The following is a 17386-nucleotide window of genomic DNA, read 5'->3' as shown; positions in this document are numbered from 1 at the left end:
ACACCCCTTCGCGAAGTTGGCGCAGGTTTAGGTCCGGGGTGGGACAGAGTCAAGCAAGGCAGCAGTGCCTTTCAACCACTTGATAATAAGCCATTTTGTGGCGCGCGCAGCAGCGCGAAACACACCATAAACACGACAGTTGCCGCTATCGCGATATTCAACCAACTGGTTGACGTTTCGCACGCATCACGCTTAACCAGATCCATGACGCCCAGCCTTGATGCCACCTTTGCAGCCCTTGCCGACCCGACCCGCCGTGCGATTCTTGCGATGCTGCTCGAGGATGACATGGCCGTCACAGACGTGGCCGCGCCGTTCGAAATGTCGCTGGCCGCGATCTCAAAGCACCTGGGCGTTCTGACCGCCGCTGGCTTGATCTCTCAGGAAAAGCGCGGCCGGGTCAAATGGTGCAAGCTTGAACCTGACGCATTGCGCGAGGCCAGCGTCTGGATGCAGGGCTTTGGCCAGATGGAAGGGATTGATCTGGACGCGTTCGAGCGTTTCCTGGAGAAAGAACTCGACAACTAACCGTCATCGCGCAACAGCAGATAAAGCGCCACAATGGTCAATCCTACCCCCACCAGAATAAGCCCCGGTGGCGCGCCCGCACCCAGTGCCAACTGCCACACGATGACCCAACTGGGCGTCAGATATGTATACGCCATAACCTTGGCACTCGGCAGTCGCAGCGCCGCGAACTGCAGCAGAGTAAAGGTCGCAGCACTCGCAAAAATCGCGGTATAAAGGATCGTCAGCCAGACCACTCCGGGAAGCGCGCGCCAATCCGTCGCCCACAGATCGCCCCAGCCAATTGTCGTCAGGATAAGCGCCCCCGCCAACAGGGTACCAAAGGTAAAGACAATCGCAGGCTCGCCCCGGTTCAACCGCGCGACCAAAGGGGTATAGATCGCATGGGCCACACAGCCCCAGAAATAGATGAACTCTCCCCGGCCGACGTTCACCCCCAGCAGCGCAGTTATGTCCGCCCGAAAGATCACCCAAAGCGCACCAGTGCCGCCAATCGCCAACGCCAGCGCCATCCGTCCCGTCAGACGTTGTCGCAGCAGGAACCAGCCAAAGCCAGCCGCGATGATCGGTGTCAGTGTAAAGACGGCAGCGGCACTGACCGCCGGCGCCGTTTTCAGGCCCTCGAACATCAGCACGAAGTAAGCGGCAAAAAACGCCGCCAGCACCGGATAACGCCACAGGGCTTGCCGCGCCTTGGCTGGCAGACCGGTTGTGGCAAGAACCGCGATCCCCATGATAGCTGTGGCGATCCAGAATCGCACGGTGTTCAGGGCAATCGGCGAAATTTCGTTGGCAGCCAAAACACCCAGCGCAAAGGATCCCGCCACCAAAAGCGAGAACAAGAGCATCGCCAGATGCCCCTGAATCGCAGGCTGCATCAAATATCCCAGCTTTTGGCGTGTTCCTTGATGAAGCTCAGGAATGACTGGACTTTTGCCGTTCTGTGCAGATCGACATGTGTGACCAACCACAAAGGGGCCGACCATTCAGACTTTGACGGGATCACCTTCGTGAGGGTCTTGTGGGACGTCAATTCCTTTTCCGGAATAAATCCGATCCCGGCCCCTGCCAAAATCGCATCACGAACGATACGGCTGTCGGTGGTCCGAAAACGAACCCGGTCGCGTGTTACGGTGTTCCCCAGCCATTGATAGAATGGCGCGCGGTTTGCATCATCATCTTCACCGACAAACCAATGGTTCTTCAGGTCAGCCTCTGATGCCGGCATCCCGTGCTTCGCGATATAGGCGTCGCTCGCCACAAGTGCGATCCCGCTAAAGGCAAGCTTTTGCACCACGTTGTCCGGTTGATCAGGCTCGGTTCCCGCTCGGATCGCAACATGCGCCTCGCCATACTCGAGCCGAAACAGACGCGCCCCGGTCAGAAAGCGCACGCAAACCTCAGGGTGTTCTTCCTGATAGGCCGCCAATACAGGGGTCAACAATGATGACAACGTGGCAAGCGATGTGACCAGCAATTCGCCGCCAACACCCGCACCCTGTCCACGGATGCGCCCGGCGAGCTGGGTAAACTGATCATCCGTGGTTTGTGCAACGCGCAACAAATCGTCACCAGCTTCTGTCGCAGTATATCCACGCGCGTGGCGTTGGAACAGTTTGACGCCCAACCGATCCTCCAAAGCATCGATGTGGCGAATAACCGTGGCGTGGTGCACGCCCAGCGCATCCGCGGCCCCGCTGACCGTGCCAGCGCGCGCCACCTGATAGGCTGTCCGAATTTCGTCCCAGCTGTCCATCGCGGTCTCTCTTTGTGCATTTTGGAACAATTCGCACTCATAAATGAGAATTCTGTTCAGAAACGCAACCGCATCTTGACCATGGGATCATATCTCAACATCAAACGGTATGACTTCCCGCGCGCAACGTTTCTGGAACCTTTATGCCCGCGTCGTGCAAAAGCCCGCGCTGGCATTTGTGCGCCCGCAGTGGCTGGCCCGCAAAGTGTTTAGCCTGAACGCCATGACGGTCTATCGGCAGCCCAAGGGATTGCGGGTCACAAACATGAATTTGGGCGGTGTGTCAGCCGCCCGTTGCCAGATCGGCGATACCGCGACCAAGGGAACCCTTCTTTATTTCCACGGCGGCGCATTTGTGATCGGCAACTTGCTCGGCTACCGCCACCTTGTCGCGCAATTGGCATCACAGTCGGGGCAATCCGGCATCTATATCGACTATGGCCTTGCACCCGAAAACCCTTATCCCGCAGCCGTGGATGATGTTGAAGCGGCCTATCGCGCACTTCTGAACGACCCGACCGCCGGGCCGATCACGCTGGCCGGGGACAGTGCAGGCGGCAACCTTGTCTTTGCCCTGCTACTGCGGATCAAACGACACGGGCTGCCGATGCCAGCCGCCTGTGCGGTGATGTCGCCGGTGACGGATCTGCGCTTGCAGAACCCCTCGCTCGCCACCAACAGGCGCAGTGATCCGCTCGTGCCAAAGACCTGGGGGGCGCGGGGCGTGCGTGACTATCTGGGCAATCAGCTCTCGGATATGCCAGAGGTCTCTCCGATCCTGGGCGATTTCACTGGTTGTCCGCCGGTCTTTATCAACGTCGATCAGACTGAAATCCTCTATGATGACGGGCGACTGATGGCCGCACACCTTCGGGCGCAGGGTGTCGACGTGACACTGGTCGAGGAACGCGGCCTCACCCATGTCTGGCACCTCAACGTCGGGCGCGCACCAGAGGCGGACACCTCCGTGCGCCAGATCGCCCACTTCCTGTCGTCACACCTTGAAACGGTTGACTCACCCCGCACCCCGGCTTAAACGCCCCCAAAACCCGGTTAGCATCAGCTTTCCGGTCCCCGGCCCATCACGGGGATCGCCACCAGTCAGCGCGTTGCGCCCACTGGTGCGCTTGTCGTTTGGGCCATCGCTTCCCACCTTGGGGGCAACGTTAACGAACCGGCCCGGAGGCCATGCGCGATGTTTGAAAGTCTGTCCGAACGCCTTAGCGGCGTGTTTGATCGCCTCACCAAGCAAGGTGCGCTGTCCGAAGATGACGTCAAAACCGCCCTGCGCGAGGTCCGCGTTGCCCTGCTTGAGGCTGATGTCTCTCTGCCTGTGGCCCGCGATTTCGTCAAAGCGGTGCAGGAAAAGGCGACTGGCCAAGCCGTTACCAAGTCGATCACCCCCGGCCAGCAGGTCGTCAAGATCGTGCATGACGAGCTGCAGCATGTGCTGACCGGCGACGCCGACCCCGGTGCGTTGAAAATTGACAACCCGCCTGCCCCCATCCTGATGGTTGGTCTGCAAGGCTCTGGTAAGACCACCACCACCGCCAAACTCGCCAAGCGATTGAAAGACCGTGAGGGCAAGCGCGTGCTGATGGCCTCGCTTGACACGAACCGACCTGCCGCGATGGAACAGCTGGCGATCCTCGGCAATCAGATCGGCGTGGAAACCCTGCCCATTGTGCCGGGTGAAACCCCGGTCCAAATCGCGAAACGGGCCAAAACCCAGGCCAGCCTTGGCGGCTTTGATGTCTACATGCTCGACACTGCGGGCCGGTTGCACATCGATCAGGAATTGATCGCCCAAGCCGCAGAGGTGCGCGATGTCGCAAATCCCCGCGAAACCCTGCTGGTGGTTGACGGCCTGACCGGTCAGGACGCGGTCAACGTTGCACAGGAATTTGACGACAAAATCGGCGTCACCGGCGTTGTCCTTACCCGGATGGACGGCGACGGACGCGGCGGCGCGGCCCTGTCGATGCGTGCCATCACCGGCAAACCCATCCGTTTTGTCGGCCTTGGCGAAAAGATGGACGCGATCGAAACGTTTGAACCCGAACGCATCGCTGGCCGTATCCTTGGCATGGGCGACATCGTGGCCCTTGTCGAAAAAGCACAGGAAACGATCGAGGCTGAACAAGCCGAACGCATGATGAAGCGCTTCCAGAAAGGCGCATTCAACATGAACGACCTCAAAATGCAGCTCGAGCAGATGCTCAAAATGGGCGGCATGGAAGGGATGATGGGCATGATGCCGGGGATGGGCAAAATGCAAAAGCAAATGGACGCTGCCGGGTTTGACGACAGTATCCTGAAGCGCCAAATCGCCCTGATCAACTCCATGACCAAGAAGGAACGCGCCAACCCCGCCCTGCTGGCCGCAAGCCGCAAGAAACGCATCGCCAAGGGCGCAGGGCTCGAAGTCTCCGAACTGAACAAGCTGGTGAAACAGCATCGTCAGATGGCGGATATGATGAAGAAAATGGGCAAGATGGGCAAAGGCGGCATGCTCAAACAAGCCATGAAAGGCATGTTCGGCAAAGGTGGCGGCCTGCCCGGTGGCATGCCTGACATGAACGACCCCAAGGCAATGGAAGAAGCCGCAAAGGCGCTGCAAGGCAAAATGCCCGGCGGCCTGCCCGGTCTGGGCGGCGGTGCCGCTCTTCCGCCGGGCCTGTCCGGCTTTGGCAAAAAGAAGTAACCGCCGATATGACGCGCGACGCACCCTTTCTTTTGAACCCCAATATGCCCGCCGGAGGCTCCGACGCCGCCACGCGCGGACCCTTTGGCTGTGGGCGTCGCGTTGCAACACAAAGCCAGAATTGCGTCGCGGCTTGCCGCGTCCTCGAGGTCACGCCATGACGTCGGCCCCGACGCTGCAAACCAAGCGCCTGACGCTGCGCGGCCCTGAAAAGGACGATCTGGCCCCATATACGGACTGGATGGTGAATTCTGCGCGGCTGACGCATCTGGGCGGCAACACGACACCCGAACGCGCATGGGGCGGCATGATCTCTGGCATTGGCCATTGGCACTGGCACGGCTATGGCTTCTTTACGGTGGTGGAAACCGCGACCAAAACCCCCGTTGGCCGCATGGGCATCCTCAACCACCTCGGCTGGCCGGAACCGGAACTGGCGTACCACATGTTCGACAACGGTGAGGGCAAGGGCTACGGCTACGAATCCGGTGTTGCAGCGCGCCAGTGGGCCGGTCAGGCGATGGGCCTCGGTCCGCTGATTTCGATCATTTCGCCCGCCAACACCCGGTCCATTGCACTTGCCACCCGGCTTGGTGCCACGCCTGAAAAAGACACAACACATGATGGCGAACCGGCAACCCTTTATCGCCACCTCGCCCATGACGATCCCGCCGCTCTGGCCCAGTGGGAGGCGGTGCAATGATCCCCACGCTGACCACAGAGCGCATGACATTGGGCCCGTTCACCCATGCCCATTTTGAAGCCTTCGCAGCCTTTTGCAAAACCGACCGGTCGCGCTTTCTTGGTGGGCCGACAACCGATCCGCGCGACGCATGGGACAGTTGCATGATCCACCTCGGACAATGGCACGCCCGTGGCTATGGCGGCTTTTTTGCGACCGAAACCGCCACTGGCAAACCCTGCGGCCGCCTGTCGATCTGGCACCCGGTCAGCATCAACGAACCCGAACTCAGCTGGGTCATGTTCGACGGCTTCGAAGGCACAGGCCTTGCCGCCGAAGGTGCCATCGCCGTCCGCAACTGGGCCGCATCCCAGGGCCTGCCTGCGCTCGCCTCTTACATCGCATCCGACAACACACGCTCTATCGCGCTGGCCAAACGGTTGGGCTGCACACCAGACGGCACCCACAGCTATCGCCCCGGCGACGTTGTCGAAGTTTGGCGCCACCCGATGGGGAAAGCGGCATGAGCATGACCCTGCAGACCCAGCGCCTTGTGCTGCGCCAGCCTGTGCCGTCAGACTGGCAGCCGTTCCATGACTTCATGATGTCGGACCGGTCGACCATGTTCGGATCGCACAAGAACCTTGGTGCCACCTGGCGTGCCTTTGCAGGCGAGCTGGGTCATTGGCAGATCTTTGACTACGGCATGTGGTCGGTCACCAAACGCGGCAGCGATACCGCGCTTGGCTTTGTTGGCCCCTGGACCCCGCCAGACTGGCCCGAGACCGAAATTGGCTGGATGATGTTCGACCCGTCCCTCGAAGGGAGCGGCATCGCGTCAGAGGCGGCCCGCGCCGCGATCAGCCATGCGTGGGATGTGTTGGGCTGGACCACCGTTGTCAGCTACATTCTGCCTGACAACACCCGTTCGATCCGCCTGGCCGAAAAGCTGGGCGCCAAGCTGGACACGGACGCAACAGGTCCGACACCGAAAACGCTGGTCTACCGCCACCCGAGATCGGGGGCGCGCCCATGACACGCCCAACTTGGGAAAAATCGGCCACAGGTGCCGCACATGATCGCGTTGTCGCCACCACCGCCACCCTGCCGCGTATCGAAACTGCGCGGCTTGTGCTGCGCGCGCCACGTCTCGCGGACTGGGCAAGTCTTGAACCGATTTTCACGACCGAACGCGCCACCCATATCGGCGGCCCAATGACGGCAGAGGACGCTTGGCTGGACTTTAACCAACTGGTCGCGGGCTGGGTCCTGCGCGGCCACGGCGCTTTGACGATCACGCGCCGGGATGACGACGACACACCACTTGGGCTGGTGTTGCTGGGTCACGAATTTGGCGACCCGCAAGCCGAACTGGGCTGGCTGTTGACGACCGACGCCGAAGGCCAGGGCTACGCCACCGAGGCCGCAGCCGCCTTGCGCGACTGGGGGTTTGACCTGCTCGGTCAAGCTGGGTTTGTCAGCTACATCGCAGATGGCAACGCCACATCTGTCAAAGTCGCCGCCCGCTTGGGCGCGACCCGGACCGGCCACCATCCGCAGGCGCAGGATGTGGCAATCTATGGCTATGGGGGTGCAGCATGATCCCGACTCTGCACACCGACCGGCTGACCCTTCGCCCCTACCAGCGTAGCGACTGGGACGCATACTTTACCTTTGCCGCCTCGCCTGAGCGGACAAAATACATGGGTGGCCCGAACAACGACAAGGACGCCTGGGGTTGGTTCACCAACGATATCGCGTCCTGGGCGCTTTATGGCTTTGGCACATTGGCGATCGAAGCGGACGGACAGATTGCAGGTTTCGCGGGCCTTGTGCAGCCGCCCAACTTTCCCGAGCCTGAATGTGGCTGGGCACTTTTCGACGGCTTTGAAGGCAAGGGATATGCCACCGAAGCAGGTGCCGCCATGCTGGCCCACACCTTTGCGACCACAACACTCGACACCATCGTGTCCTATGTAGACCCAGACAATGCGGCCTCTGCCGCTGTGGCCCAGCGCCTTGGCGGGGTCGAAGACCCCGACGCCAAGGGCCCCTTTGGCGACACAAACCGCATCTTTCGCTACTTTCGCCCCACGTCAGGAGACACCCAATGACCGACGCTGTGACCCGCGCCGCGGAACTCCTCAAAGGCCACCGCGAAAGCATCGACAGGCTGGACGCGATCCTTGTCTACACACTTGGCGAGCGCTTCAAGCACACCCAGGCCGTCGGCGCGCTGAAAGCCGAACACGACCTTCCGCCCAGCGATCCCACGCGCGAAGCGCAGCAGATCGCAAGGCTGACCGACCTTGCAAACCGGGCCGATCTGGACCCCGAATTTGCCAAGAAATTCCTGAATTTCATCATTCAGGAAGTGATCCAACACCACAACCAACACAAAACGTAAGGCAGGGATGACCTGCCAAACCCAAGACATCTAAGGAGAAAAACAGATGGCTATGAAAATTCGTCTCGCCCGTGGCGGCTCCAAGAAGCGCCCCCACTATGCAATCGTTGCAGCCGACAGCCGCATGCCGCGCGACGGTCGCTTTAAGGAAAAGCTGGGCACATATAACCCGCTTCTGCCCAAAGACAGCGAAGACCGCGTGAAAATGGACATGGAGCGCGTGCAGTACTGGCTGGGTCAAGGCGCACAGCCAACCGACCGCGTCAGCCGTATGCTGGAAGCCGCTGGCGTGCTTGCAAAGAAAGACCGCAACAACCCCAACAAAGGCACACCCGGCAAAGCCGCTCAGGCCCGCGCTGAGGAAAAAGCCGCCAAGGTTGCTGCCGCTGCAGAGGCCGCCGCTGCCCCCGCAGAAGAGCCTGTAGCAGAAGAAGCGCCTGCAGAAGAAGCTGCGGCTGAAGAGTAAGCCACCCATCTGGCCCGGCCGCTCTGGCCGGGCCAATTCAGTTCGGAACGTCCATGTTTCGCTTGATCCGCCTGCTTGTTCTGATTTTCCTCGCCTTTGCAGCGGGCACCTATCTGCAACAGCAAAATGCGAGGGACGTCTGTGCGACAGAAAACGGGGATTGGCGCGACAACACCTGCTTTATCGAGAAGTGAACGCAATGCGTGACGACCAGATCATCGTGGGCAGTATCGGCGGCGCTTTTGGCGTCCACGGCGAAGTGCGGCTCAAGAGCTTTTGCGCCGATCCAGAAGCGATCGCAGACTATACACCGCTGACCACCGAAACAGGCCAATCATTCAACCAATTGGTCCTGACCGGTCGGACAAAGAACGGGTTCACCGCCCGGATTGATGGCGTCATTACCAAAGAAGACGCCGACGCGCTGCGCAATACGGCCCTTTACGCCCCGCGCGACGCGATGCCATCGCTGCCGGATGACGAATATTACTACGCTGATTTGATTGGCCTTTTGGTCCTTGATGCTGGCGGACAAACGCTTGGCACCGTCAAGAACGTGATGGACCACGGCGCGGGCGACCTGTTAGAGATCTCAGTGCCGGGGCAATCTGAAACCGTGCTCTTGCCCTTTACCCAAGCTGCCGTCCCAACGGTCGACCTGACCGCAGGCCGGATCATCGCAGACCCGCCTGATGGTCTGTTTGAGGCATCATGACGCGTGTCATCGTGCACCCCGGCTTTCACAAGACCGGCACCAGTTCACTGCAGACCTTTATGGCCAAGAATGCCGATGTGCTGGCCCCATTCGTGACCTTCTATGGCAAGGCGGCATTCCTGCAGGCAGGCTCTGCTGCGCGGATTTATGGCCAGAAACCATACCCTTGGCGGTTACGGGCCTTTCGCGTTGCTTTGGACCGGTTTCTTGTCAGCATCCCCGACGACCCGGTGATTGTACTGTCACGAGAGACCTTTAGCGGCGCAATGCCCGGACATCGCCGCCTTTTTGGGCGATTGGTCAAAGACTATGAACGCGCCGCCGTTCCACTTGGGCATCAGATTGTCGCGGCACTGCGCCAACGCTTTGGCGCTGATGTGCAGATCGAGTTCTTCTACACCCTGCGCGAACGTGAAGACTGGATCAGTAGCGTTTACGGGCATCTGTTGCGGTCAATCCATCTGGCCGAGGATTTTGAGGCTTTCCGCAATCGCTTTCCCAACCTGCGCGACCCGGCAGAAGAATCTGCGACTATCGCCGCCCGTCTTGGGATCGACATCGTGCATTTCGCCCGGCTGGAAGATGTGGGCCAGCATCGCGAAGGCCCCGCCTCTGCCCTGCTTGATTTGCTGGACATCCCAGATGACGTGCGCGCCGACTTGCCCGCCGCGCGCCGCGCGAATGTTGGTCAAAGCGCTGATTTGAAAGAAGAGTTTCTGGCCATGAATCGCGCGGGGCAGGATAAGATTGCCCTGAAGCGCGAAAAGGATCGGATGCTGCGAAAGGCAAAAGATGGCTGAAAAGAAAGCGAAATCTGCCGGGCGGCTGTCTGCCCGCCCGTCGCTGCAACCGCGCGAACTGATGACCGACACGCCCGACCTTGCGGGCGCCTGGACAGCGCAGATCATTACGCTTTTCCCCGAAACATTCCCAGGTGTTCTGGGTGCCAGCCTGACCGGCAAAGCGCTGCAGGATGGGCTGTGGCAGTTGCAGACGTTTGACTTGCGCCGTCATGGCATCGGCAAACACCGCAACGTTGACGACACGCCAGCAGGTGGTGGAGCCGGGATGGTCCTGCGCGCTGATGTGCTGGAGGCGGCCATCACCGAGGCGCGGGCGGCGGCCAAGGGCTTGAGTCCATTGGTTTATCTGTCACCGCGTGGCGCGCCGTTTACGCAGGCCACGGCGCAGAACTGGGCCCGTGCGGATGGTGTCACGCTGCTCTGCGGTCGGTTCGAAGGGGTCGACGAACGGGTGCTGCACCACTTTGGCATACAGGAGGTCAGCCTTGGTGATTTTGTCCTGACCGGCGGAGAGATCGCAGCACAGGCGATGCTGGACGCGACGGTGCGGTTGTTGCCCGGCGTGCTGGGCAATCAGGCCTCTGCGGTCGAGGAAAGCTTTAGCGACGGGCTGCTGGAACATCCGCAATTCACCAAGCCCGCCACGTGGCAAGGTCTTGATATTCCTGAAGTTCTGCTTTCTGGAAATCATGCCAAGATCGCCGCATGGCGGCAGAAAATGTCAGAAAAGATCACCGCCGACAGACGCCCCGATCTGTGGGCCGCCTATCAGGCCCGTAAGGACGGTAAAACCCCTTGATTACATAGGCCATTGGGCCTAGAAGGCACCGTTCCCGGTCGGCTTGCTGATTCCGGGCGTGGGTTTATGGAACCGCTGGAGATCGAGCGCCCTTTCGTTGGGGTCCACTCGCCAGACAGGCCGGACAGCCCGACAAATGAAAGTTGACGGCATCTCTGGCGGGCGCATTGCGGACCCGGAAAACGACACAGAGCTCTGATCGGCACGAGACACGTTGCGGGAAAACCCGTGCTATATCAAGGAGCTATCAGATGGATCTGATTGCACAACTCGAAGCGGAGCAGGTTGCTGCGCTGGGGAATGACATCCCCGATTTCAAAGCGGGTGACACAATCCGCGTCGGTTACAAAGTGACCGAAGGCACCCGGACCCGGGTTCAGAATTACGAAGGCGTCTGCATCGCCCGCAAGAATGGCAGCGGCATTGCCGGGTCGTTCACGGTGCGCAAGATTTCCTTTGGTGAAGGCGTGGAACGTGTGTTCCCGCTGCATTCCACCAACATCGACAGCATCACCGTCGTGCGTCGCGGCAAGGTCCGCCGCGCGAAGCTTTACTATCTCCGCAGCCGTCGCGGTAAGTCCGCACGTATCGCAGAGGTCAGCAACTACAAAGCGCCCAAGAGCGCCGAAGCATAAGGTAACTGTCTGATGAAAAAAGATATTCACCCCGACTACCACATCATCGACGTCAAGATGACCGATGGCACTATTGTTCAGATGAAGTCCACATGGGGCAAAGAAGGCGACCAGATGTCGCTGGATATTGACCCCTCTGTCCACCCTGCCTGGACCGGTGGTAACACCCGTCTGATGGATGCCGGTGGCCGTGTGTCGAAGTTCAAGAACAAGTACGCCGGTCTGGGCTTCTAAGACCGCGCCGGTGGGCAGACTGCCTACCCGACACTAGATACGCCGTCCCGATTGGGGCGGCGTTTTTCGTGGGCACCGCACTGGCGGGTTAACGGTGCGGCCCGGCATACACGTCCGATGCACAAACCATGCACAAGCCATACACAGCAAAGTCCTAAGCGGTGTTCACCATTAAGGATCGCCCAGGGGTGTCATCCACAACGATGCACCGGCATTGCCTCCCTCACCCGGACACCGCACAGCCGCCCGCTGCGGGCCGGTCAGGCTGTGCGACACTCCAATTGTTCATCTTACGTTAACCCGATCCGCCCGTTTTTCAGAATCTGTTAACCCTGCCCTCGCGCCCGAATGCGGTTGTTGCGGGGGGCGTGTTCCAACTCTGCCAGACCCAGCACCTCGAGCACGGGACCGACGTAATTGGCAAAGCGCCCGCGATAGCCTTTGCGGAGGCCGTAGTAACCGCCCGCCGGATTACCTGCTGACCGCGCCCAATCCTCGAACGTGCCGGGCTTGGTGGGCTTGCCTTCGTCGGCGTTGCCAAGCGGCATCCAATCGCCGTGCGCGGCGAGCATGGCGGGGGCGTCGGTCAGCGCTGCGAGGTTGTAGCTGAGCTGCGTCTTGCCGACCTGCACCACCAGCGCGGGGGGATCGCGGGCCTCGTCCCGCCAGGCCTGAAACTCGGATGTGCCGGGCGGGGTTTTCAACAGCCAGGGATCATCGGGGGTGCCGGTGCCATAGGTGACGGTGTTCATGCGATTTCTTTCGTTGCGTGGCGCGCCAGTGCGGCGGCGAAGGTTTCAAAAGACGGGGTCAGGTCGGGCATGGATTTGAGGATAAGCCCGGACATCGGGCCGGTGAAGGTCTCGGCCATGTCAAACCTTGTGCCATCCGCCTCGGGCGTGAGGTCAAACTGACGGGTGCCGGTGAACAGGCCAAGCGGCATGCCGCCGCGCCAGATCATCCGGCGGCCATCGGCCTGCACGACGCGCAGCTTGAAGGCGCGGTTGCCTGCGACCTCGCTGTAAAGCGCGATGCGTTGGCCGGTGGCGATCGTGGCGGCGGGGCCATCAAGGCGGGTTATCCCGAAATCACCGTTCGCCAGAAGGCTGCGGTTGGTCAGAATGGCCCAGACCCGATCAACGGGGGCGGTTATCAGGCGAGATGTTTGAAAGTGCGGCATGGGTTCCTCATTGACTTTGGGAACAGGTAGCCGCCTAAATATGACACCTACTGTCATATTGGAATGTGCGATGCGCGGTGCACGATTATTGCAGATTTTGCTGCTGTTGCAGAACCGGGGGCGGATGACCTCCGCCACTTTGGCCGAGGAACTCGAAGTCTCGCCGCGTACCGTGCTGCGTGATCTGGATGCGATGACAGAGGCCGGATTGCCGGTGATCGCGCATCAGGGAACCGGCGGCGGGATCGAGCTGGGGTTTGATTATCGCAGTCAGCTGACCGCGCTGACCACCGAAGAGGCCGAGGCGTTGGCGCTGATCCTGACGGCGGATATTCCGGCGCTGGATGTGCTGGGGTTGAAGACCGCCGCCAAGCGCGCGGCGGGCAAGATACTGGAAACGCAGGCCGAAACGGTCCGGCAGGTGATGGCCGAGACGGCAGGGATGTTTCGTTTGTCTGCCCCGCCGCTGGATCAGGACGACCCACGGCCCGCGGCACTTGCCCGTGCTGTGCGGGGGCGCAACAAGGTGACGCTGCGCGCGCGGGATGCGGACCGGGCGCAGGTGCATCCGACGTCGCTACGGTTTGATGGGGTGGCGTGGGTTTTGGGCAGTGAGACGGGTGAGACGCCGCAGGCCCGTTGGGGTGATGTGGTGATTTCAGCGCATATGTTCTGAGCGAGGCGCCGGGGTAAACCCCGGCCTACTCAAGGTGGCAGGGCGGGGGTGTTTTGGTGCGAGGTTCGTCCCGGCCTACGCGGCTTTGCTACCGCCACCGCCGCCACCGCGCCGTCTGCGACGCCGCTGACCGCCGCCGGGTTTGGCGTTGGTGTGGCCGGGCTTGTTCTGCTGCTTGGGCTTGCCGCCGCCACCGCCGCCGGGGCCACCGCGCCCACGGCCACGACCACCGCCGCCGCCATTGGGGCGCTTTTTCTGACCGGGCTGGATTTCCCACGGACGGCCAGAGGCGACGGGGATCGTATCCTTCATCGCTTTTTCAATGTCCTGCAGTTCGATCATCTCATCGGGGGCCACAAGTGCGACGGCCTTGCCATCGGCACCGGCACGCGCGGTGCGGCCAATGCGGTGGACGTAGTTTTCGGCCACATTCGGCAGGTCGTAGTTATAGACAAAGGCCACGCCAGGGATGTCGAGGCCACGGGCGGCCACATCGGTTGCCACCAGCACCCGGACTTGGCCGGTTTTGAACGACGCAAGGGCGCGTTCTCGCTGGCCCTGGCTTTTGTTGCCGTGGATTGAGGCGGCGGCAAAGCCTTTCTTGTCGAGCTGACGATAGATTTTCTCGCAGCCGTGTTTGGTACGGCCAAAGACGATCGCGATCTCGTCCCGGTGGGCGTCGAGCAGTTCAACCAACAGATCGAATTTTGCAGCCTGGGCCACGAAGTGCACCGATTGTTCGATTTTCTTGACGGCCTGTCCCGGCGGGTTGACTTGCACGCGGACGGGGTTCTTGAGGTAGGTATCCGCCAGTTCGTTCATCAGTTTCGGCATGGTGGCCGAAAACATCATGGTTTGGCGGTCGGCCGCCAGCAACGGCGCGATCTGGCGCAGGGCATGGATGAAGCCCATGTCGAGCATCTGATCCGCCTCATCCAGCACCAGATAGATAGTTTCATTCAGGCGCACGGCCTTGCGATCAAGCAGGTCAATCAGGCGACCGGGGGTTGCGACCAAAAGGTCAACGCCGCCCTGAAGCCGCTTGGTCTGGGCGACGATGCCGGCGCCGCCGACGACCAGGGCCACTTTCAGGTGGCTGCCCTTGGTATAGGCGGTGAGGTTATCGGCGATCTGTTTGGCCAGTTCGCGGGTGGGGGCAAGGATCAGCCCGCGTGCGGTTTTGGGGGCGGGTTTGGTGCCCGCCTTGATGAGCGCGTCGATCATTGGCAGGCCGAAAGCGGCGGTTTTGCCGGTGCCGGTCTGGGCGAGGCCCATGACGTCGCGGCCCTGCATCGCATGCGGGATGGCCTGTTTTTGGATCGGGGTTGGGTCAGTAATGCCTTGTTCGGCAAGTTTCGCCACAAGACGGGGCGCGAGGCCCAGCATATCAAAGTCCATGTCGTTCTTTCCGGCGGGACGCGCCCGCGCAAATGGGTTCATGGGCGCGGCTGCGCCCGTTGCAGTGGTGACGCCACGCTGGCGTCGGACCCCCTGCGTGATTTTGGGAACCTGTGATCGGGGCGCCTGGCGAATTTGATCGCTCTGCTCACGCGGCAGGGCGCATCCCGGTTGCGGGTCAGATGGCCCTTTGTGGCTGCGAAGTCAAGGTCCGCGAAAAAAGAGCGGGCGGGGTGTCGCATCCGCTTTCCCTGTCCGTCAGCCCAACATATAGTGGCAAAAAATCCGATAAGGGGCAAAGCAGTGGCGCATATCATCGTCGTGGGCAACGAAAAGGGCGGCGCGGGCAAATCGACCGTGGCGATGCATGTGGCAACGGCGCTGGCGCGGATGGGCCACAAGGTTGGCACGCTGGATCTGGACCTGCGGCAAAAGACCATGGGCCGCTATATCCACAACCGGCGGACGTTTTGCCAAAAGGAAGGGCTGGACCTGCCAACGCCGGACTATGTGGACCTGCCCGAGATCGACAAGAACAGCCTTGATCCCGGTGTGAACGTCTATGACCACCGGCTAAGCATGGCGGTGGCGGGGTTGGAGCCTGATTGCGATTTCATCCTGATTGACTGCCCCGGCAGCCACACAAGGCTGAGCCAGGTCGCGCATTCGCTGGCCGACACGCTGATCACGCCGCTGAACGATAGCTTTATCGACTTTGACCTGTTGGCGCATGTGGACAGTGATGCCGAAAACATCACCGGGCCAAGTGTCTATTCCGAGATGGTCTGGAACGCGCGGCAGTTGCGCGCACAGGCGGGGCTGACCCCGATTGACTGGATCGTGGTGCGCAACCGGATGGGCGCGCAGGCGATGGTGAACAAGGAAAAGATGGCCCGCGTCATTGCCAAGCTGGCGAAACGGATCGGGTTCCGCACGGCACCCGGCTTTAACGAGCGGGTGATTTTCAGAGAGCTATTCCCGCGCGGTCTGACCCTGCTTGATCTGCGCGATATCGGCGTGAAGGGGCTGAACATCTCGAACGTGGCGGCACGGAATGAATTGCGCGAGCTTATCCGAGAGTTGAACCTGCCAGGCGTGACGGTCGATTTCTGACCGCCCGCGCGGCGGGGCGGGGCGCCCGGTTGGCCGCGATCATATGCGCCAGCCCCATCGCCACGGCACCGGGGCCTGCGGGCATCCCCCCTGCCCCACCGGCCAGCAGCCGGATCAGAAAGTACAGCATCAGCCCCGCGATCGCGAGGTCCTGCCACTCAGCATCCCGCAGATAGCGCAACCCGGCAGTGGCCGACATCCAGCCCACCATCACCATCACGGCCAGCACGATCAGCCCCAGCACAATCCCGCCGCTGACTGTCGCAAACAGCAGAAAGTTGTGGATGTTGTTGCCGTCGATACTCAGGTAGCCGTGGCCGAAGCCGAGGCTTGCGTCGATCAGGTCGATACTTCCCAGATACTGCGCAACCCGCGCCGCCCGGCTGTTTTCGTCGTTGGCGATGTTCAAAGCCAGATAGGCAAAAAGATCACCTGACAGCAGCACAAGTGCGACAACACAGAGGCCGACCACAAGGAGGGGTACGAATTTCGACCGCGCCCGCGTGATCCAGACAATAGCCGCAAGAATGCAGATCAGCGCCATCGGCAGCACGCTGGAGCTGGAAAACAGCACGAAGATGGTCACAAAGGCGCTGATGCAGACAACCTTGGGGCCCCAGCCACAGCGCCAACACGCAAGGCCCAGCATAAAGAACAGATAAAACGCACCCGACAGCCCGTTGATCGTGCTGGCAACATAGGTGATGTCACCCGAGGCCACATAGGCGTTGAAGGTCGGGCGCAGCACCTGAAACACAAAGACCGTCCGGTTGAGCGATTGCATGTAATTCAGCGCACCACCCAGCAAGTCCTGCCCCGCCAATTGCGCCGAGAGCCACAGAAACACCCAGAAAATCGGATAGGCGATGACGATGGATCGGGCGATGGTGGCTTGCGTAACACCGCGCAGGTTTGCCAGTGCCAGCGCCGCTGTTGTCGACACAAACGCCATGACCAGACGCGAGATCCCCTCGCCTCCGTGCAGGGCGAAGGCCGCAAAAAGCCCAAAGAGTGCCACATAAAGCAGCGCAATCACCGGCGGAAACCGCAGATAGGGGATCGCATAAAGCGGCATCGACCCAATCACGATCAGAGAGGCAAGGTTGGACACTTCGATGCGGGTGCCGCCCAATTGCAGCACCGGAATCCAGAGCAGGCCCACACAGGCCAGCTGGATCGCAAGGATAGTGATGTTGAGTGGTCTCACGTCAGGCGTCCGGCTGCGAAGGGTCTGGGTGCGAACCTACCCTGCGCACCAGATGCGCACAACGTGCCGTGGCGCGGTGTGAT

Annotated in this window: 24 protein-coding genes; 18 read left to right on the top strand and 6 right to left on the bottom strand. The window is 61.0% G+C overall.

The genetic code is table 11. From position 1 onward, the window contains the following. Window positions 1-204 precede the first annotated feature (204 nt). A complete protein-coding gene (locus tag AB3Y40_RS03345) occupies window positions 205-528 on the top strand; it encodes an ArsR/SmtB family transcription factor (RefSeq protein ID WP_369437388.1) in 324 nt (107 codons plus the stop codon). Here AB3Y40_RS03345 and AB3Y40_RS03340 read toward each other — a convergent pair. Next, window positions 525-1406, bottom strand: a complete 882-nt coding sequence (locus AB3Y40_RS03340) for a DMT family transporter (protein ID WP_369437387.1) — start codon at window positions 1404-1406, stop codon at window positions 525-527. The two genes, AB3Y40_RS03345 and AB3Y40_RS03340, sit on opposite strands and share 4 nt — an antisense overlap. Continuing rightward, window positions 1406-2284 carry a LysR family transcriptional regulator gene (locus AB3Y40_RS03335; RefSeq protein WP_369437386.1) on the bottom strand — a complete coding sequence of 293 codons (879 nt, stop codon included), beginning with the start codon at window positions 2282-2284 and terminating at the stop codon, window positions 1406-1408. Before AB3Y40_RS03335 ends, AB3Y40_RS03340 begins: the two co-directional genes overlap by 1 nt. Window positions 2285-2393: 109 nt before the next feature. Here AB3Y40_RS03335 and AB3Y40_RS03330 point away from each other — a divergent pair, with 109 nt between their 5' ends. The 15 genes from AB3Y40_RS03330 to rpmE all read left to right on the top strand — a co-directional run bounded on the left by AB3Y40_RS03330 (window position 2394) and on the right by rpmE (window position 11729). Beyond that, entirely contained in the window at window positions 2394-3320 is a 927-nt protein-coding gene (locus tag AB3Y40_RS03330; RefSeq protein ID WP_369437385.1) for an alpha/beta hydrolase, read from the top strand. Window positions 3321-3479: 159 nt separating this feature from the next. Continuing rightward, window positions 3480-4988, top strand: a complete 1509-nt coding sequence (gene ffh / locus AB3Y40_RS03325) for a signal recognition particle protein (protein WP_369437384.1) — start codon at window positions 3480-3482, stop codon at window positions 4986-4988. A gap of 157 nt (window positions 4989-5145) precedes the next feature. Continuing rightward, the gene (locus AB3Y40_RS03320) at window positions 5146-5691 is read left to right on the top strand and encodes a GNAT family N-acetyltransferase (protein WP_369437383.1); all 546 of its coding nucleotides are present in this window, start codon (window positions 5146-5148) and stop codon (window positions 5689-5691) included. Further along, window positions 5688-6197: a GNAT family N-acetyltransferase gene (locus AB3Y40_RS03315; RefSeq protein WP_369437382.1), complete on the top strand. Its 510-nt coding sequence runs from the start codon at window positions 5688-5690 to the stop codon at window positions 6195-6197. Before AB3Y40_RS03320 ends, AB3Y40_RS03315 begins: the two co-directional genes overlap by 4 nt. Continuing rightward, complete coding sequence (locus AB3Y40_RS03310) at window positions 6194-6706, top strand: GNAT family N-acetyltransferase (RefSeq protein WP_369437381.1); 513 nt, start codon at window positions 6194-6196, stop codon at window positions 6704-6706. Before AB3Y40_RS03315 ends, AB3Y40_RS03310 begins: the two co-directional genes overlap by 4 nt. Next, entirely contained in the window at window positions 6703-7272 is a 570-nt protein-coding gene (locus AB3Y40_RS03305; RefSeq protein ID WP_369437380.1) for a GNAT family N-acetyltransferase, read from the top strand. Before AB3Y40_RS03310 ends, AB3Y40_RS03305 begins: the two co-directional genes overlap by 4 nt. Continuing rightward, a complete protein-coding gene (locus AB3Y40_RS03300; protein ID WP_369437379.1) occupies window positions 7269-7784 on the top strand; it encodes a GNAT family N-acetyltransferase in 516 nt (171 codons plus the stop codon). The genes AB3Y40_RS03305 and AB3Y40_RS03300 overlap by 4 nt, the downstream gene beginning before the upstream one ends. Next, entirely contained in the window at window positions 7781-8077 is a 297-nt protein-coding gene (locus tag AB3Y40_RS03295; RefSeq protein ID WP_369437378.1) for a chorismate mutase, read from the top strand. Before AB3Y40_RS03300 ends, AB3Y40_RS03295 begins: the two co-directional genes overlap by 4 nt. A 46-nt stretch (window positions 8078-8123) precedes the next feature. After that, window positions 8124-8543 (top strand): 30S ribosomal protein S16, encoded by a 420-nt coding sequence (gene rpsP, locus AB3Y40_RS03290; protein ID WP_369437377.1) that lies wholly within the window; start codon window positions 8124-8126, stop codon window positions 8541-8543. Between the two features lie 53 nt (window positions 8544-8596). Continuing rightward, complete coding sequence (locus AB3Y40_RS03285) at window positions 8597-8737, top strand: hypothetical protein (protein WP_369437376.1); 141 nt, start codon at window positions 8597-8599, stop codon at window positions 8735-8737. A 5-nt stretch (window positions 8738-8742) separates the two neighbouring features. After that, window positions 8743-9258: a ribosome maturation factor RimM gene (gene rimM / locus AB3Y40_RS03280; protein ID WP_369437375.1), complete on the top strand. Its 516-nt coding sequence runs from the start codon at window positions 8743-8745 to the stop codon at window positions 9256-9258. Next, a complete protein-coding gene (locus AB3Y40_RS03275) occupies window positions 9255-10058 on the top strand; it encodes a hypothetical protein (RefSeq protein WP_369437374.1) in 804 nt (267 codons plus the stop codon). The genes rimM and AB3Y40_RS03275 overlap by 4 nt, the downstream gene beginning before the upstream one ends. Beyond that, window positions 10051-10860: a tRNA (guanosine(37)-N1)-methyltransferase TrmD gene (gene trmD / locus AB3Y40_RS03270; protein WP_369437373.1), complete on the top strand. Its 810-nt coding sequence runs from the start codon at window positions 10051-10053 to the stop codon at window positions 10858-10860. The genes AB3Y40_RS03275 and trmD overlap by 8 nt, the downstream gene beginning before the upstream one ends. A gap of 251 nt (window positions 10861-11111) precedes the next feature. Beyond that, window positions 11112-11495: a 50S ribosomal protein L19 gene (rplS, locus tag AB3Y40_RS03265; protein WP_369437372.1), complete on the top strand. Its 384-nt coding sequence runs from the start codon at window positions 11112-11114 to the stop codon at window positions 11493-11495. A 12-nt stretch (window positions 11496-11507) separates the two neighbouring features. After that, window positions 11508-11729: a 50S ribosomal protein L31 gene (rpmE, locus tag AB3Y40_RS03260; RefSeq protein ID WP_369437371.1), complete on the top strand. Its 222-nt coding sequence runs from the start codon at window positions 11508-11510 to the stop codon at window positions 11727-11729. Between the two features lie 326 nt (window positions 11730-12055). Here the strand turns inward: rpmE and AB3Y40_RS03255 are convergent, their stop codons facing one another. Beyond that, window positions 12056-12481, bottom strand: a complete 426-nt coding sequence (locus AB3Y40_RS03255) for a DUF6855 family protein (RefSeq protein ID WP_369437370.1) — start codon at window positions 12479-12481, stop codon at window positions 12056-12058. After that, window positions 12478-12909 carry an SRPBCC family protein gene (locus AB3Y40_RS03250; RefSeq protein WP_369437369.1) on the bottom strand — a complete coding sequence of 144 codons (432 nt, stop codon included), beginning with the start codon at window positions 12907-12909 and terminating at the stop codon, window positions 12478-12480. The genes AB3Y40_RS03255 and AB3Y40_RS03250 overlap by 4 nt, the downstream gene beginning before the upstream one ends. Between AB3Y40_RS03250 and AB3Y40_RS03245 the strand changes: the two genes are divergently transcribed. Beyond that, window positions 12908-13585, top strand: coding sequence for a helix-turn-helix transcriptional regulator (locus AB3Y40_RS03245; protein WP_369437368.1), 678 nt, complete (start codon window positions 12908-12910; stop codon window positions 13583-13585). The two genes, AB3Y40_RS03250 and AB3Y40_RS03245, sit on opposite strands and share 2 nt — an antisense overlap. Before the next feature lie 75 nt (window positions 13586-13660). On the opposite strand, the gene AB3Y40_RS03240 is transcribed toward AB3Y40_RS03245, so the two are convergent. Next, window positions 13661-14983 (bottom strand): DEAD/DEAH box helicase, encoded by a 1323-nt coding sequence (locus tag AB3Y40_RS03240; RefSeq protein WP_369439589.1) that lies wholly within the window; start codon window positions 14981-14983, stop codon window positions 13661-13663. A gap of 303 nt (window positions 14984-15286) precedes the next feature. On the opposite strand from AB3Y40_RS03240, the gene AB3Y40_RS03235 reads away from it, so the two are divergent. Further along, entirely contained in the window at window positions 15287-16096 is an 810-nt protein-coding gene (locus AB3Y40_RS03235; RefSeq protein ID WP_369437367.1) for a division plane positioning ATPase MipZ, read from the top strand. Here the strand turns inward: AB3Y40_RS03235 and AB3Y40_RS03230 are convergent. After that, window positions 16053-17303 (bottom strand): O-antigen ligase family protein, encoded by a 1251-nt coding sequence (locus tag AB3Y40_RS03230; RefSeq protein ID WP_369437366.1) that lies wholly within the window; start codon window positions 17301-17303, stop codon window positions 16053-16055. The genes AB3Y40_RS03235 and AB3Y40_RS03230 overlap by 44 nt on opposite strands. Between the last annotated feature and the right edge of the window lie 83 nt (window positions 17304-17386).

The sequence above is a fragment of the Yoonia sp. R2331 genome (assembly GCF_041103235.1).
GTDB lineage: Bacteria > Pseudomonadota > Alphaproteobacteria > Rhodobacterales > Rhodobacteraceae > CANMYO01.
The sequence above is the reverse complement of the archived record's forward strand: the minus strand, read 5'-3'. Positions and strand labels throughout refer to the sequence as shown.

Excerpts from the sequence above, each read along its gene's own strand:
- AB3Y40_RS03345 (WP_369437388.1), top strand. The coding sequence starts at position 205 with ATGACGCCCAGCCTTGATGCCACCTTTGCAGCCCTTGCCGACCCGACC.
- AB3Y40_RS03340 (WP_369437387.1), bottom strand. The coding sequence starts at position 1,406 with ATGCAGCCTGCGATTCAGGGGCATCTGGCGATGCTCTTGTTCTCGCTT.
- AB3Y40_RS03335 (WP_369437386.1), bottom strand. The coding sequence starts at position 2,284 with ATGGACAGCTGGGACGAAATTCGGACAGCCTATCAGGTGGCGCGCGCT.
- AB3Y40_RS03330 (WP_369437385.1), top strand. The coding sequence starts at position 2,394 with ATGACTTCCCGCGCGCAACGTTTCTGGAACCTTTATGCCCGCGTCGTG.
- ffh (WP_369437384.1), top strand. The coding sequence starts at position 3,480 with ATGTTTGAAAGTCTGTCCGAACGCCTTAGCGGCGTGTTTGATCGCCTC.
- AB3Y40_RS03320 (WP_369437383.1), top strand. The coding sequence starts at position 5,146 with ATGACGTCGGCCCCGACGCTGCAAACCAAGCGCCTGACGCTGCGCGGC.
- AB3Y40_RS03315 (WP_369437382.1), top strand. The coding sequence starts at position 5,688 with ATGATCCCCACGCTGACCACAGAGCGCATGACATTGGGCCCGTTCACC.
- AB3Y40_RS03310 (WP_369437381.1), top strand. The coding sequence starts at position 6,194 with ATGAGCATGACCCTGCAGACCCAGCGCCTTGTGCTGCGCCAGCCTGTG.
- AB3Y40_RS03305 (WP_369437380.1), top strand. The coding sequence starts at position 6,703 with ATGACACGCCCAACTTGGGAAAAATCGGCCACAGGTGCCGCACATGAT.
- AB3Y40_RS03300 (WP_369437379.1), top strand. The coding sequence starts at position 7,269 with ATGATCCCGACTCTGCACACCGACCGGCTGACCCTTCGCCCCTACCAG.
- AB3Y40_RS03295 (WP_369437378.1), top strand. The coding sequence starts at position 7,781 with ATGACCGACGCTGTGACCCGCGCCGCGGAACTCCTCAAAGGCCACCGC.
- rpsP (WP_369437377.1), top strand. The coding sequence starts at position 8,124 with ATGGCTATGAAAATTCGTCTCGCCCGTGGCGGCTCCAAGAAGCGCCCC.
- AB3Y40_RS03285 (WP_369437376.1), top strand. The coding sequence starts at position 8,597 with ATGTTTCGCTTGATCCGCCTGCTTGTTCTGATTTTCCTCGCCTTTGCA.
- rimM (WP_369437375.1), top strand. The coding sequence starts at position 8,743 with ATGCGTGACGACCAGATCATCGTGGGCAGTATCGGCGGCGCTTTTGGC.
- AB3Y40_RS03275 (WP_369437374.1), top strand. The coding sequence starts at position 9,255 with ATGACGCGTGTCATCGTGCACCCCGGCTTTCACAAGACCGGCACCAGT.
- trmD (WP_369437373.1), top strand. The coding sequence starts at position 10,051 with ATGGCTGAAAAGAAAGCGAAATCTGCCGGGCGGCTGTCTGCCCGCCCG.
- rplS (WP_369437372.1), top strand. The coding sequence starts at position 11,112 with ATGGATCTGATTGCACAACTCGAAGCGGAGCAGGTTGCTGCGCTGGGG.
- rpmE (WP_369437371.1), top strand. The coding sequence starts at position 11,508 with ATGAAAAAAGATATTCACCCCGACTACCACATCATCGACGTCAAGATG.
- AB3Y40_RS03255 (WP_369437370.1), bottom strand. The coding sequence starts at position 12,481 with ATGAACACCGTCACCTATGGCACCGGCACCCCCGATGATCCCTGGCTG.
- AB3Y40_RS03245 (WP_369437368.1), top strand. The coding sequence starts at position 12,908 with ATGGGTTCCTCATTGACTTTGGGAACAGGTAGCCGCCTAAATATGACA.
- AB3Y40_RS03250 (WP_369437369.1), bottom strand. The coding sequence starts at position 12,909 with ATGCCGCACTTTCAAACATCTCGCCTGATAACCGCCCCCGTTGATCGG.
- AB3Y40_RS03240 (WP_369439589.1), bottom strand. The coding sequence starts at position 14,983 with ATGGACTTTGATATGCTGGGCCTCGCGCCCCGTCTTGTGGCGAAACTT.